The sequence below is a fragment of the Xenorhabdus yunnanensis genome (assembly GCF_028598805.1).
Classification (GTDB): Bacteria; Pseudomonadota; Gammaproteobacteria; order Enterobacterales; family Enterobacteriaceae; genus Xenorhabdus; species Xenorhabdus yunnanensis.
The window spans coordinates 1-15,364 of the sequence record NZ_JAQRFI010000045.1 but is presented as its reverse complement, the minus strand read 5'-3'; the positions used below and the strand labels follow the sequence as shown (position 1 = coordinate 15,364).

Below are 15,364 nucleotides of genomic sequence, written 5' to 3'. Positions count from 1 at the left end.
AATCTGGGATAAGTATCTGGACAGACTATGACAGAACCACGTTTTGTGCACTTACGTGTTCACAGTGATTATTCAATGATTGATGGCTTGGCTAAGACTGGCTCATTGGTGAAAAAAATCGCCAAATCGGGAATGCCAGCTTTTGCAATTACGGATTTTACCAATTTGTGTGGATTGGTGAAGTTCTATGGCAATGCCCACGAAGCCGGTATTAAGCCAATTATTGGTGCTGATTTTTATGTTGAAAGTGATTTGTTGGGGGACGAATACGCCCATCTGACAGTCCTTGCTCGTAATAATGAAGGTTACCAGAACCTGACCTTGCTGATCTCAGAGGCTTACCAAAAAGGTTATGGTGCGATGGGCCCGACCATCAAACGGGAATGGCTGGTAAAATACAAAGCTGGGCTGATCTTACTGTCGGGCGGGCGTATGGGCGATGTGGGTAAATTCCTGCTGCGTGGCAACCGTGTGATGGTGGATCAATGCCTCGACTTTTATCAGGAGCATTTCCCTGATAACTATTATCTTGAACTGATCCGTACCGGACGTCAGGATGAAGAAAGCTATCTTCATGCGGCTGTGGCACTGGCAGCAGAAAAAAATCTCCCCGTCGTGGCAACCAATGATGTCTGTTTTCTGGAAAGCGAAGATTTCGATGCCCATGAAATCCGGGTTGCTATTCATGATGGTTATACGCTGGCGGATCCGAAACGCCCTAAGAATTACAGCCCTCAGCAATATCTACGCAGTGAACAGGAGATGTGCGAGCTTTTCTCAGACATTCCTGAAGCACTACAAAATAGCGTAGAAATTGCTAAACGCTGTAACATCACGATCCGTCTTGGTGAATATTTTCTGCCGCAATTTCCGACGGGGAAAATGAGCACCGGAGATTTCCTCATTGAAAAATCCAAGCAAGGATTAGAAGAACGTCTGGAGTTTCTCTATCCCGATCCGGAGAGCAGGGCGCAAAAACGTTTAAAATATGACGAGCGTCTCGATATTGAGCTGAGAGTCATTAACCAGATGGGATTCCCGGGCTACTTCCTGATCGTAATGGAATTTATCCAGTGGTCGAAAGACAATGGTGTTCCCGTCGGCCCGGGGCGCGGATCTGGTGCTGGCTCTCTTGTGGCTTATGCGTTAAAAATCACCGATCTTGATCCGTTGGAGTTCGATCTGCTGTTTGAACGTTTCCTTAACCCTGAACGTGTTTCTATGCCTGACTTTGACGTCGATTTCTGTATGGAAAAGCGCGATCAAGTTATCGATCACGTTGCAGATATGTACGGACGAGATGCGGTATCGCAGATTATCACTTTTGGTACGATGGCGGCGAAAGCTGTTATCCGCGATGTTGGGCGTGTACTTGGCCATCCATATGGGTTTGTTGATCGAATATCAAAACTGGTGCCTCCTGATCCCGGCATGACGCTGGAAAAAGCTTTTGTGGCTGAGCCACAGTTACCTGAAATTTACGAAGCGGATGAAGAGGTTAAAGCGCTGATAGACATGGCGCGCAAACTGGAAGGTGTCACCCGTAACGCAGGTAAGCATGCCGGTGGTGTGGTTATTGCACCAACCAAGATTACTGATTTTGCACCGATTTACTGTGATCCAGAAGGGCAAAACCCGGTTACCCAGTTCGACAAGAACGATGTGGAATATGCAGGGCTGGTTAAGTTTGACTTCCTTGGCCTGAGAACCCTCACCATCATCAACTGGGCACTTGAGATGGTGAATGCACGCCGTACCAAGAAAGAGTTGGAGCCGATTGATATCGCGGCTATTCCGCTGGATGATCAGAAAAGCTTCGATATGCTGCAACGCTCTGAAACCACGGCAGTGTTCCAGCTTGAATCCCGCGGGATGAAGGATTTGATCAAACGCCTGCGTCCCGACTGCTTTGAAGACATGATCGCATTGGTGGCATTATTCCGCCCAGGGCCGTTGCAATCAGGCATGGTAGATAACTTTATCGACCGTAAACATGGACGGGAAGAGCTCTCCTATCCTGATGTTGAATGGCAGCACGAATCCTTAAAACCCGTATTGGAACCGACTTACGGTATCATTCTGTATCAGGAACAGGTGATGCAGATTGCTCAGGTTTTGGCGGGTTATACGCTTGGTGGTGCAGATATGCTCCGCCGTGCAATGGGTAAGAAAAAGCCAGAGGAGATGGCTAAACAGCGGTCAGTATTTGAAGAGGGAGCGATAAAACAGGGCGTTAATGGCGAACTTTCCATGAAAATCTTCGATTTGGTGGAGAAATTCGCAGGTTATGGCTTCAACAAATCTCACTCCGCAGCTTATGCATTGGTTTCTTATCAGACTTTATGGCTGAAAGCTCACTATCCGGCAGAATTTATGGCGGCCGTGATGACGGCTGATATGGATAACACTGAAAAAGTCGTTGGGCTGGTGGATGAGTGCTGGCGCATGGGGCTTAAAGTGTTGCCTCCTGATATTAATAGTGGCTTGTATCATTTCCACGTCAATGATGACGGAGAAATTGTTTACGGCATTGGCGCGATTAAAGGTGTAGGCGAAGGGCCGATTGAGGCGATTATCGAAGCCCGGCAGAAAGGAGGGTACTTTAAGGAACTATTTGACCTGTGCGCACGTGTTGATATCAAAAAAATAAACCGCCGTGTGATGGAAAAACTGATTATGTCCGGTGCTTTTGATCGGCTGGGTCCACATCGTGCGGCGCTGATGTCCTCTCTGGAGGGTGCACTGAAAGCAGCGGATCAACACGCTAAAGCTGAAGCCACTGGTCAAACGGATATGTTTGGCGTGTTGGCGGAAGAGCCGGAACAGGTTGAGCGTTCATATGCCAGTACGCCGAAATGGCCAGATCAGGTAGTCTTGGATGGTGAGCGGGAAACACTGGGTTTGTATTTAACTGGGCACCCGATCACAAGTTATTTGAAAGAGATTGAACGATATACGAATGGGTTGCGTCTAAAAGATGTGAATCCGACACCTCGTGGTCAAGTAACAACTGTGGTAGGTTTGGTGTTAGCATCCAAAATATTGACAACTAAACGGGGAAACCGGATTGGTATCAGCACATTGGATGATCGCTCAGGACGGCTGGAGATCATGCTGTTTTCTGATGCGCTGGAAAAGTATCAGAATTTATTAGAACAGGACAAGATTTTGATTGCTACCGGACAAGTCAGCTTTGATGACTTCAACGGTGGGCTTAAAATGACAGTTCGTGAATTAATGGATATCAGTGAGGCCCGTGAAAAATTTGCACGTGGGCTTGCTATCTCGTTATCAGACAGGCAAATTGATGAACAATTATTGAACCGTCTCCGTGGTGCATTGGAGCCACACCGTTCAGGTACGATACCGGTTCATCTTTATTACCAGCGGGTAGATGCCCGCGCCCGTTTACGATTTGGTGCAACATGGCGGGTAACGCCAACAGACACCCTTTTGACAGATCTGCGAACTCTGCTGGGTAATGAGCAGGTAGAATTAGAATTTGACTAGAATAGGAACGTTATGAGTCTGAATTTTCTGGATTTTGAACAGCCGATTGCCGAGTTGGAAGCGAAAATTGATTCGCTCACCGCAGTTAGCCGTCAAGATGAAAAGCTAGATATCAATCTGGATGAAGAAGTCCAGCGTCTGCGGGAAAAAAGCCTGGAGCTGACTCGCAAGATTTTCGCTGATTTAGGGGCATGGCAAATTTCCCAGCTATCACGCCATCCACTGCGCCCTTATACACTGGATTATATTAAGCATATATTTACTGACTTTGAAGAATTGGCGGGTGATCGCGCTTATGCTGATGATAAGGCAATAGTAGGTGGTTTGGCGCGTATTGATGGTCGTCCGGTCATGGTAATTGGTCACCAGAAAGGGCGCGAAACGAAAGAAAAGATCCGCCGTAATTTTGGTATGCCATCGCCTGAAGGTTATCGCAAGTCATTGAGATTAATGGAAATGGCAGAGCGCTTCAAATTGCCAATCATTACTTTTATTGATACTCCGGGCGCGTATCCCGGGGTGGGTGCAGAAGAGCGCGGTCAGTCAGAAGCCATTGCCCGTAACCTGCGTGAAATGTCTCGTCTTTCCGTACCTATCATCTGTACAGTTATTGGTGAGGGTGGCTCTGGTGGTGCATTGGCACTGAGTGTTGGTGATAAAGTAAACATGCTGCAATACAGTACTTTTTCCACCATTTCTCCTGAAGGCTGTGCATCCATTTTGTGGAAAAGTGCTGAAAAAGCGCCATTAGCGGCTGAAGCGATGGGGAACACAGCACCACGTCTGAAAGAATTGAATCTGATTGATACGGTTATTTCAGAACCACTGGGCGGTGCGCACCGTAACTATGAAATAATAGCTGAAACATTGAAGACTCAATTATTGGCTGATCTTGCTGAGTTGAGCAAACTGGACAGTGAAGAATTAGTTAACCGTCGTTATGAGCGCTTGATGCAATACGGTTACTGCTAAGATCTGCAAGTAAATTCTGGGAGCTATTATTGATAACGGCTTCCATATAATACGGCGTTATTTTTAATATCTCTTTATTTTTAATATCGCTAATAGCAGGTGGAAAGTACTGAGGAGTGATAACTCCCTAGTTTTTCCACCTGTTTTGCTGTTTATAAGGGCGAAATCATCATGATATAAAATGATCTAATATTATTATACCTGATGACATTGGATGGAAATAGGTGCCTCGTGGGCTGGGCTTTAAAATAATAAGTTGAGTTTTTCTATGGCCAAATACAAATATATTATTTATGCATTTTCTTGTGTGTTTATCTGGAGTTTTATTCCTTCTATATCGCGTTTTGGTCAGAAAGAGATGGACCATTTCCAATATTTATTCTGGTCAAATATTTTGTCGGTTTTGGCGGTATTTATTGTCGCTCTCATGATGGGGAGAAATTGGAAGAAACTGTTATTCATTCCTTTTCCCGTTATGCTTAAGGTGTTGATCTTAGGTGCTTTAGATTGTTTCTTCTATTTGCTGCTTTATTATGGTTATTCCATTGAGAATGGTGTTGCTGTGTTGGTAATTCAATATAGCTGGCCGTTAATGATTATTGGATTATCATTTTTTCTTTTCAAAGAAAAATTGTCGATCAGACAGATGATTGGTATTGCAATGGGTTTTGTGGCTGTTGTGATTACTTTTACGAAAGGAAATGTTACAGAGATTGCGGTGGAACATCCTCAGGCTTTGTTGCTGGTATTTAGCGGGGCGTTTTGCTTTGCGTTAATGTCGGTACTATCAAGACAATTCGCTATTGATCCCTATATTAGTACGTTCTGGGTATTCATGTGTTCTACATTAGTATCTGCGGTATTTATGTTTGCTTTCAGCAGCATTAATTTACCTGTCGGTGATTCATTAATACCAACATTGCTTAATGGCATCATACTGAATGGGATTTCTTATATCATTTGGTTCAAGGCGATGAGCAGTCCTGATTCTCATAAAATTGCTTCTATTTTATTTTTATCACCAGTCTTGTCGATGATGTGGATTATCCTGTTTCTTGATGATGCGTTTGTCCCTGCCTATGCGATCGGACTAGCGTTGGTTATCATTTCTGGATTACTTTGCATCAGTGCTAAGAAAAAATCTTCCGAACAAAATAAATTGATGGATGATCTGATTGAGGATTGATCTGGCAAGAATGAAGAAAGGTTTGGTTCCATAATGGCAAGTACTCATGATCTTCTGCTCACGACGTTGGCAGAACAAATTGGTCAGCATAAAAAGATTTTAGTTGGATTTAGCGGTGGATTGGATTCCACCGTATTGTTGCATTTGCTTGTTTGTTTGCGGACTCAATCTCACCAATTGAGTGGTGAGAGAATGGTGCGAATGGCGTTAAGGGCAATCCATATTCATCATGGTTTAAACTCAAAGGCGGATTTATGGGGCGAGCATTGTTGCCAGATTTGTGCTGACTGGCAGGTTGATTTTCGGATTGAAAAAGTCAGACTTAATACTCGCCAGAATGGAATTGAAGCTGCGGCCCGAAATGCCCGTTATCACGCTTTCCAACAGGAGCTACAGAAGGACGAAGTTTTAATAACGGCGCAACATCTTGATGATCAAGCAGAAACGTTTTTATTAGCATTGAAACGAGGAAGTGGACCGGCTGGGTTATCTTCTATGCCTTCCAGAATGCCATTTGCGGGAACGACATTGATTCGCCCTTTACTAAATGTAAGTCGTGCAGAATTGGAAGAGTATGCTCAGTCACAAAGGTTGCAATGGGTAGAGGACGATAGCAATCAAGATGATCGTTATGACCGTAATTTCCTGCGTCTGAATATCATGCCGTTACTCAATCAGCGTTGGCCCCACTTTCCGCAAGCTGTTTCCCGTAGTGCCAGCTTGTGTGGGGAGCAAGAACAATTGCTGGATGAATTACTGAAAGAATCTTTGAATGCATTGATTACATTGGAAGGTTCGATATCTATTCCTCCTTTGGAAAACAGTTCTGAAGCAAAACGAAATGCGTTGTTGCGACGATGGCTCAATCAGTGTGGTGTAAAAATGCCAGCACGCGAGCAGCTCCAACGAATTTGGTCAGAAGTGGCACTTGCCAGACAAGACGCAGAACCTCGCTTTAGATTAGGGCAACATGATATTCGTCGTTATCGGCAACAACTTTGGTTGGTACCTCAATATCAGAATCTGGCCGGTGCTATTTTTGCATGGGATTTACGGCAGGAATTGATGTTACCAGATGGGTTGGGAACACTGTGCCTTTCGCAAGAAAATGATATTAAAGAAAACAGTATTAAAGTGAGAATGCCAAATGGTCATGAGCAAGTAACAATTCGTTTTGGTGTTCAGGGTAATATTAGTATTGTAGGGCGGCAACATTCTCGACACAGTAAAAAATTGTGGCAAGAATTAGGCGTTGCGCCTTGGCTCAGAGAGAGAACACCTTTGCTCTATTACAATGAAAAACTGATTGCAGCACTGGGTGTTTTCATCACTAAAGCAGGCCAGTGTTTGTCTGATGACGAGAGGATTTCAGTTCAATGGAAGAAAGTTACTTTTTAAAAAGCCCTTATTTTATATAAGGACTTTGGGAGGAGGGTTCAATTGTTATTCGCGGTTATGATGAAGAATGCTCAATAACAATCGTTCCAATTTCTGGATTGTTGAAACTGATAATGTAATCCAATCTGAATTCACGGGTTCCTTCATTTGAATCGATGAGAAGATATTCAATTTTTTTTCTTAAAATCAGCTTATTAGCTTTGCCTTCAAATATTTCACCACCTCGTAATTGGAGATGTAAATGCAGCTGGCGTTGGCATGCTAACTCAAGATTATCGTAATCATCACAGTTAATTGGTTGATATTCTTCATTATCTATAGACATATTTGCTCACCACTATGTTAGTGGCGGTTATCGTGCCGCCCGTGATTGACCAGAATCAAACGCAAAACGCTACTTACGACTATAGCACAGTAAGATTTCCGTGATTACTGGGTAAATCTGTAAGAATTTTGTTGAAACAATTTTGTTGAAACAATTTTATTAAAACAAGAAGCAGGTTAAATTTGTATCTTATCATTACGCAACTCAATTAAGTCATACTATTTGATTTTTCTCTCCGTATATTTTGGAATATGGGGAAGTAACGTTAATCTTGTCACGTAAAGCTCATGTTTTATAAGTAGCGGACATTATAAAAAATGAGTTATACGCTTTACCTTTCAAGTTGTTGCTTTGTGACTGCAACTTGAAACTAATTGATTATCTTTTTGAGTTTATTGGGTTAAATGATGAATAAAAAAATATTACTTGCATTGCTGGTTACTGGTGTTTTCACCGTAGCTGGATGTCAGAACATTCCAGTCACACAGAATGACCCCGTACCTCAGGAACAGTCTCAATCAACCGAGAAAGTGTTTAGTGGTATTGTACCTTGTGCAGATTGTTCAGGTATCGAGACTACCTTACAACTTGCTAAAGATGGGACTTATATATTGGGGCAAACCTATTTGGAAGCCAAAAGTGAGGAAAATACTTTCTTTGAAACGGGTCATTGGGTGATAAACGGCAAAAAGATTATCTTGAATAATCAAGACGGTAAAAAATCTTATTACCTGATCAAAGGTGAAAGTTTGGACATGCTGGATATTAACGGTGAGCCAATTCAATCAAGCTTCAATTATGAATTAGATAAAGTAACACCGAAAAAACTGGCTGGGGAATACAATTATTTTGCTGATTCAGCGCTTTTTACAGAATGTGATACCGGAAGACGTTATGACGCTTCTGAAAATATCGATTTAGAACGTGGTTACAGTGCTATAGGAGTAGAAGGCGGAACGCCTGTTTATGTGGAAATAGAAGGCTACTACACGCTTCGCCCTTCAATGGAAGATGGGTTGTTTGATAATGCAGTGATCCAAACAGGTAAAATTCGTTTTGATAAAACCTCTTCCTGCTATACCAAGAAATAACGAATAACAGTGGAATATAAGCCATATATGAAAAAACCTGCGCAATTAATACGCAGGTTTTTTCAGTTTAAGCAGATACTTTCAAGCAAAATCAGGCTTGTTGAATATGACCTTTCAGGTAATCAACAATATTGTCCAATTTCAACATTTGCTTATCACCTGTGCGGCGATATTTGTATTCGATCTCATCATTATCCAAGTTGCGATCGCCGATAACCAGAGTATGTGGTACACCAATCAGTTCCATATCAGCAAACATGACACCAGGGCGCTCTTTACGATCGTCGAAAATGACATCAATACCATTGGCACGTAAGTCTACATATAATTTTTCAGCGACTTCTTTCACTCGGTAAGATTTGTGCATGTTCATTGGCAGAATTGCCACTTGGAATGGGGCAATCGCATCTGGCAAGATGATTCCACGATCATCGTGATTCTGCTCAATGGCCGCTGCAACGATACGGGTCACACCAATACCGTAACATCCCATGCTGACAACTTGATTGTGTCCATCTTCGTTTTGTACAGTTGCTTTCAGGGCATCAGAATACTTAGTGCCTAATTGGAAGATATGACCAACCTCAATGCCACGCTTGATTAACAGTGTTCCTTTGCCATCAGGGCTGGTATCACCTTCAACGACATTACGGATATCAGCGACGTCTGGTAGTGGTAAGTCACGTTCCCAGTTAATACCAAAGTAGTGTTTATCATCAATATTAGCACCTGCCCCGAAATCACTCATGACGGATACGCTGCGGTCAATAATGACAGGCATAGGCAGATTGACCGGACCTAAAGAGCCTGGACCCGCTTTCACGATGGCACGAATTTCTTCTTCGGTAGCGAAACTCAGGGGGCTGGCGACCAAAGGCAATTTTTCTGCTTTGATTTCATTCAGTTCATGGTCACCACGGACCAGCAAAGCAACTAATTGATGTCCACTTTCTTCTGTGGCATGAACGATCAGAGTTTTGACGGTTTTTTCAATTGGCAGATTGAATTGTTCGACCAATTCAGCAATGGTTTTAGCGTCTGGTGTATCGACCAGATGCATTTTTTCAGACGGAGCCGCACGTTCCTGAGATGGCATGACAGCTTCAGCTAATTCAATATTGGCTGCGTAGTTGGATTTTGTAGAGAAGACGATATCATCTTCCCCACTGTCTGCCAGAACCTGGAATTCATGGGAGGCACTACCTCCGATAGAGCCGGTATCTGCCATAACTGCGCGGAAATCCAGTCCTATACGGGTAAAGATTTTGCTGTAGGCATCGTACATTTTGTCGTAAGTTTCTTGCAGAGACTCTTGATTGGTATGGAAAGAGTAAGCATCTTTCATGATGAATTCACGTGAACGCATGACACCAAAGCGTGGACGTACTTCATCACGGAATTTGGTCTGGACCTGGAACAGGTTTAACGGAAGCTGCTTATAAGAAGTTACTTCGTTACGAATCAAGTCAGTGATAACTTCTTCATGGGTTGGTCCCAAAACAAAAGGACGAGCGCCACGATCTTCAAAACGTAGTAACTCTGCACCATATTGTTCCCAACGGCCACTTTCCTGCCACAAATCTGCTGGCTGAACTACCGGCATGGAAACCTCAATCGCTCCTGCATTATTCATCTCTTCACGAACAATGTTTTCAACTTTTCTCAACACGCGAACACCTGTCGGCATCCAGTTGTATAGACCTGAAGCGAGTTTACGGATCATTCCGGCGCGAAGCATCAGTTTATGACTGACTACTTCTGCATCAGCAGGCGTCTCTTTTAAAGTAGAGAGCAGATATTGACTAGTACGCATAGTAAGTTTCCATTGGATAGCAAATTGCTTTTGGGCAGTAAGATATTACCACCCAACCCAGAAAATAAAGACAAACCGCTAGTCTACCAGCGAGCTTGCGATGTCAAAAGGAGTTTTAGCGGCGTTCGATAGAAACCACTTCTGTTATGGCATCAAAAACTAGCCAGCGAACGTTGAAATCTAAGATGTGGGCTGCATATATTCGGTTTTCCTGCGCTTTTTTACGGTAGGCGGGACGGGGATCCTGAGCCAATATTTGGCTGATAAATCGTCTCAAATGAGGGTAATTGGCTTGGTGGGATAGAAGCTGGCATTCTGCTTCTGGTGAGAAATTGACGGCCATGTCTGTATTTGGCGCTGCTTGGGCAAAACCCGCTTTGGCATCTGGGCGTGATTCAGCGAAAGGCAAGTAAGGTTTGATATCGATAACAGGTGTACCATCCACTAAATCCAAACTACCAAGCTCTAGGATGACACGATTGTTCTCGCATTGAATGCCTTTCAATTTTACCAGTGACATGCCAATTGGGTTGGGACGGAAAGTTGAGCGGGTGGCAAACACGCCCATTTTTGCATTTCCTCCCAAACGGGGAGGCCGCACTAATGGATTCCAGCCACCATCCATGGTTTGGTGAAACACAAAAATAATCCATAGATGACTGAACTGCTCCAGCCCGCGTACTGCATCAACCTGATTGTAGGGAGCAAGTAACTCCAGCTGCCCTGTACCATCTTCGACCAAACCCGGTTGACGGGGAATGGCAAATTTCTCTTTATAAGGAGAATGGATGGTTCCTATTTGCGTAAAATGAAAATCTGCCATGAGTGTTTTTTATAATAAAGCTTCAGTCATAATTATTTATTGGTTGTCAGTAATGCTGACCCTTCACAAATTGCAGTTTGATAGCAACCTTGGCCAGATAAAATTGCACATTGATGAAGTAAAACTGCGTTTGCATTTAGATAAGAGGCTTTCGCTAACATTTTTTGCCGTGCGGTTGCAATACTGGCAGGAGAGTCTTGCAACGTACTGCGGCAGGATTCACCGGCTACAATACCTAATTCTTTAAAGGGTAAACCTAAAAGCTCATCCGGTTTGGTATATAGGCGGACGTAAGAAGGAACTTTATTTTTCTTGACTGACTGGTGTTTCAACTTCGAATCAGGCATATCAGATTTATCGGACTGAGTTGGCAGTGAAGTACACCCAGCGATAAAGAATGCCATGAAACAGATAGCTAACATACGCATTGAGTTGAATCCTCATATTGATAGCGTCAGTGAGTGGGGATTGAGTGAAGTCAGTGCGAGAAGCAACCATAAAAGCATTTTCTTTCACTCAATAAAAATGGGTGGATATAAAAATATCCACCCAATGATTTTAATCTTGATTGACTGAATAGCAAAGATTACCAGCCTTTTATTGCTCCACCCTTGAAGACTTTATTAGCTTCTTTTTCTACTTCTGGAGATTGATATGCTTTCACGAATTTCTGCACATTTTCCGCACTTTTATTATTTTCACGACTGACAATAATATTGACGTAAGGTGAATTTTTATCTTCAATAAAGAGCCCATCTTGCTCTGGTGTTAACCCAATCTGCCCTGCATAGGTATTATTGATAATCGCAAAAGCAATCTTTTGGTCGTCCAATGAACGTGGCAGTTGTGGCGCTTCCAGTTGTACGATATCTAAATGTTTAGGATTGCCGGTAATGTCCAAAATAGTTGGCAGCAGACCAACACCCTCTTTCAGAGTGATAAGACCTTGTTTTTGTAATAACAGCAGAGCGCGGCCCTGATTAGTCGGATCGTTGGGGATGGCAATTTGAGAACCATCTTGCAATTCATTCAGTGACTTAATTTTTTTTGAGTAGGCCGCCATTGGGAAAATGAAAGAGTTACCAACAATTGCCAATTTGTAGTTACGTTCTTTCACTTGCTGATCTAAAAAAGGCTTATGCTGGAAGACATTCACATCAATATCTCCCTTGCTCAATGATTCATTTGGCAGAACATAGTCATTGAATGTAGTCAGCTCAACATCAAGGCCATATTTATCTTTAGCCACTTGTTTGGCAACTTCAGCAACTTGAAGTTCAGGCCCTGCAATAACTCCAACCCTGATATGGTTTGGGTCACGTTGTTCCTGCCCGCAACCGGCAAGAATTAATGTACCTAATAATGCACCGATTGCCGCAATGGATTTCAATTTTACTGACATATTTTCACCTCTATTGAATACTGATTTATAACTTGTCTTATCAAGTTACCGTGTACTGCTATAATGAGGCTCTTAGGTATAAGCCCTGTAATGAGGGCCTTACCGAAACCTTGTTGAAATAATCTTATTTACGATTAACCGCTTTCACTAAATGATCACCGCCTAACTGAATCAAGAATACTAAAACAACCAATAATGCTAATACGATATTCATCACTGTCGCGTTATAGCCGATATATCCATACTGATAGCCAATCTGCCCCAGACCGCCGGCGCCAACAGCCCCGCCCATTGCAGAATAACCAACTAATGTGATTAAGGTTATGGTTGCGGCATTAATCAGGCCTGATAATGCTTCCGGCAATAGGATCTTTTTAACGATCTGAAATGGTGTTGCTCCCATTGCACGTGCTGCTTCAATTAGGCCAGTCGGAATTTCTAATAATGCATTTTCCACCATGCGGGCAATAAACGGCGCAGCCCCTACGGTCAGCGGAACAATCGCTGCCTGCAATCCGATTGATGTTCCTACAATCAGACGGGTAAATGGAATCATCCACACCAATAGAATAATGAAAGGTATTGAACGCGTAATATTTACCAATGCAGAAAGTATGCGATAAAGAGCACCATTTTCAATAATCTGCCCAGGACGGGTAGCATATAAAAGCACGCCCGCTGGCAATCCAATAACAAAACCAAAGAAACCGGAAACGAAAGTCATTACGAGAGTTTCCCAGACTCCTTTAGCTAATAATAAAATCATTCCTTCAGACATAACCGAGAACCTCTACTTTCACATGATGCTTTTCTAAAAATTCAATTGTTGATTTGATACTATCGCTTTCCCCGTCTAATTCAGCCAGCATAACCCCGAATTTAACACCACCGGCGTAGTCGATTTGGGAACTTAATATGCCGATATCAATATTAAAGTGGCGAACAGCCATCGAAATTAAAGGTGCATCAACTGATTTACCTGTGAATTCCAGTTTCAATAATGGACTGCGATCAGGCGCGGATTCCGGTTGTAACATCTTTAAGTAATCTTCAGGAATATCCAAATGCAACGTAGATTTGATAAATTCTTGGGCAATCGGCGTCTTGGGATGTGAGAATATTGCGCTAACAATATCTTGCTCAATTAATTGACCACCACTGATAACGGCGACTTGATCACAGATACGTTTAACGACGTCCATTTCATGGGTAATTAGAAGAATAGTTAATCCCAGTCGACGATTAATGTCCTTTAATAATTCTAGTATAGAACGAGTTGTCGCTGGATCCAGAGCGCTGGTGGCTTCGTCACACAGAAGCACTTTGGGAGAGTTTGCCAGAGCTCGTGCAATAGCAACACGCTGCTTTTGACCACCAGATAAATTGGCAGGATAAGCATCATGTTTGTCTGTGAGACCGACTAAATCGAGTAATTCGTTAACTTTGGTCTTTATATCGGCTTTTGACGTGTTATTAAGTTCCAAAGGTAACGCAACATTGTCAAACACTGTTCTGGATGACAGCAAATTAAAGTGCTGAAAAATCATGCCAATATGACGACGCGCATGAGTGAGTTCACGTTCTGAGAGAGATGTGAGATCTTGCCCAGCCACTAATACCTGACCAGAAGTCGGGCGCTCAAGCATATTTACACAGCGGATTAGGGTGCTTTTGCCTGCACCGGAAGAGCCAATGACGCCATATATTTGTCCCTGTGGGACATGAAGGTTGATATCTGAAAGCGCTTTTATAGAACGCGTTCCTTGTTGAAATATCTTATTTATCTGAGTCAGTCTTATCATTTTTTTCTTATTAGATGTAGAGATGAACGACTTGAGAACATTTCAACAAGCCATGAATTAAAGTGGATGTTAAGGCGTCTAGACGTCTAAGTCAACTACGAATAAATTAAATGCTGCATTCTCATTCAGTAATAAATCATGCGATACTGCCCACTTGGTACATTCTTGGAGCTATCAGGTGACTCAAGGTATTCCTGCTGTATTTTTAGATCGTGACGGCACGATTAACATCGATCATGGTTATGTACATGAGATAGATAATTTTCAATTTATTGATGGCGCGATTGAAGCCATGCTTGAACTGAAAAAAATGGGCTATGCTCTGGTTTTGGTTACAAATCAGTCAGGCATTGCGCGTAAGATTTTCACGGAAGATCAGTTTATGCAGTTAACTGAATGGATGGATTGGTCATTGGCAGATAGAGGTGTTGATCTTGATGGCATCTATTATTGCCCCCATCATCCAGAAGCAGAGGATGAAGAACATAAGAAGAGCTGTAACTGTCGTAAACCACAACCAGGTATGTTGCTGGATGCACAGCAAGAATTACATATCGATATGTCTTCTTCTTATATGGTAGGAGACAAAATAGAAGATATGTTGGCCGCCAATGCAGCAAAAGTTGGTACTAAGGTTCTTGTTCGCACAGGAAAGCCTGTAACAGAAGAAGTAGAACAAGCTGCAGATTTAGTCGTTAATAGCTTGTCAGACCTACCAAATGTGATAAAAAATAGGCAAAAATAACCTTTTGGGCTAAATTGTGAGCGCTTAAATAAAAAATCACAAAAAAGACTTGCCTAAATCAGAAGGCTCCCTATAATGCGCATCCGTTGTCACGACAAACACACAAACCTGTCGGGATGACAAAGTGAAAGGCCTTGAAAAATAAGGCTTGACACGGAAGGCGAAACGCGTAAGATACGCAGCCTTGCAACCCGGAAGCACTTCCCGGTTGCCCCCGCTCTTTAACAATTGAATCAGACAATCTGTGTGGGCACTCGCAAGACACTATCCACGCCGAAAGGCGAAAAAGATACCAAG

General features: G+C 42.8%; 13 protein-coding genes. 6 read left to right on the top strand and 7 right to left on the bottom strand.

Translation table 11 applies throughout. The features are described 5' to 3' along the window. The first annotated feature begins 27 nt into the window (after nucleotides 1–27). The 4 genes from dnaE to tilS all read left to right on the top strand — a co-directional run bounded on the left by dnaE (nucleotide 28) and on the right by tilS (nucleotide 7,066). Nucleotides 28–3,510: a DNA polymerase III subunit alpha gene (dnaE, locus tag PSI23_RS16160; protein ID WP_273556053.1), complete on the top strand. Its 3,483-nt coding sequence runs from the start codon at nucleotides 28–30 to the stop codon at nucleotides 3,508–3,510. 12 nt (nucleotides 3,511–3,522) lie between these two features. Further along, nucleotides 3,523–4,482, top strand: coding sequence for an acetyl-CoA carboxylase carboxyl transferase subunit alpha (gene accA / locus PSI23_RS16155; protein ID WP_273556052.1), 960 nt, complete (start codon nucleotides 3,523–3,525; stop codon nucleotides 4,480–4,482). A 268-nt stretch (nucleotides 4,483–4,750) separates the two neighbouring features. Further along, nucleotides 4,751–5,668, top strand: coding sequence for a DMT family transporter (locus tag PSI23_RS16150; RefSeq protein WP_273556051.1), 918 nt, complete (start codon nucleotides 4,751–4,753; stop codon nucleotides 5,666–5,668). 33 nt (nucleotides 5,669–5,701) lie between these two features. After that, nucleotides 5,702–7,066 (top strand): tRNA lysidine(34) synthetase TilS, encoded by a 1,365-nt coding sequence (gene tilS / locus PSI23_RS16145; protein ID WP_273556050.1) that lies wholly within the window; start codon nucleotides 5,702–5,704, stop codon nucleotides 7,064–7,066. Nucleotides 7,067–7,121: 55 nt separating this feature from the next. On the opposite strand, the gene rof is transcribed toward tilS, so the two are convergent. Continuing rightward, a complete protein-coding gene (rof, locus tag PSI23_RS16140) occupies nucleotides 7,122–7,391 on the bottom strand; it encodes a Rho-binding antiterminator (protein ID WP_273556049.1) in 270 nt (89 codons plus the stop codon). 404 nt (nucleotides 7,392–7,795) lie between these two features. Here rof and nlpE point away from each other — a divergent pair, with 404 nt between their 5' ends. Then, nucleotides 7,796–8,482: an envelope stress response activation lipoprotein NlpE gene (gene nlpE, locus PSI23_RS16135; RefSeq protein ID WP_306309611.1), complete on the top strand. Its 687-nt coding sequence runs from the start codon at nucleotides 7,796–7,798 to the stop codon at nucleotides 8,480–8,482. A gap of 91 nt (nucleotides 8,483–8,573) precedes the next feature. On the opposite strand, the gene proS is transcribed toward nlpE, so the two are convergent. The 6 genes from proS to metN all read right to left on the bottom strand — a co-directional run bounded on the left by proS (nucleotide 8,574) and on the right by metN (nucleotide 14,322). After that, nucleotides 8,574–10,295, bottom strand: a complete 1,722-nt coding sequence (proS, locus tag PSI23_RS16130) for a proline--tRNA ligase (RefSeq protein ID WP_273556048.1) — start codon at nucleotides 10,293–10,295, stop codon at nucleotides 8,574–8,576. A gap of 115 nt (nucleotides 10,296–10,410) precedes the next feature. After that, nucleotides 10,411–11,118 (bottom strand): tRNA (N6-threonylcarbamoyladenosine(37)-N6)-methyltransferase TrmO, encoded by a 708-nt coding sequence (gene tsaA, locus PSI23_RS16125; RefSeq protein WP_273556047.1) that lies wholly within the window; start codon nucleotides 11,116–11,118, stop codon nucleotides 10,411–10,413. Nucleotides 11,119–11,150: 32 nt separating this feature from the next. Then, on the bottom strand, nucleotides 11,151–11,546 hold the full coding sequence (gene rcsF / locus PSI23_RS16120; RefSeq protein WP_273556046.1) for an envelope stress sensor lipoprotein RcsF: 396 nt from the start codon (nucleotides 11,544–11,546) through the stop codon (nucleotides 11,151–11,153). 158 nt (nucleotides 11,547–11,704) lie between these two features. Next, nucleotides 11,705–12,520 carry a MetQ/NlpA family lipoprotein gene (locus tag PSI23_RS16115; RefSeq protein WP_273556045.1) on the bottom strand — a complete coding sequence of 272 codons (816 nt, stop codon included), beginning with the start codon at nucleotides 12,518–12,520 and terminating at the stop codon, nucleotides 11,705–11,707. Between the two features lie 124 nt (nucleotides 12,521–12,644). Next, nucleotides 12,645–13,298 (bottom strand): methionine ABC transporter permease MetI, encoded by a 654-nt coding sequence (locus tag PSI23_RS16110; RefSeq protein WP_273556044.1) that lies wholly within the window; start codon nucleotides 13,296–13,298, stop codon nucleotides 12,645–12,647. Further along, complete coding sequence (gene metN / locus PSI23_RS16105; protein WP_273556043.1) at nucleotides 13,291–14,322, bottom strand: methionine ABC transporter ATP-binding protein MetN; 1,032 nt, start codon at nucleotides 14,320–14,322, stop codon at nucleotides 13,291–13,293. Before metN ends, PSI23_RS16110 begins: the two co-directional genes overlap by 8 nt. A gap of 178 nt (nucleotides 14,323–14,500) precedes the next feature. On the opposite strand from metN, the gene gmhB reads away from it, so the two are divergent. Then, nucleotides 14,501–15,067 (top strand): D-glycero-beta-D-manno-heptose 1,7-bisphosphate 7-phosphatase, encoded by a 567-nt coding sequence (gene gmhB, locus PSI23_RS16100; protein WP_273556042.1) that lies wholly within the window; start codon nucleotides 14,501–14,503, stop codon nucleotides 15,065–15,067. Nucleotides 15,068–15,364: the final 297 nt, after the last annotated feature.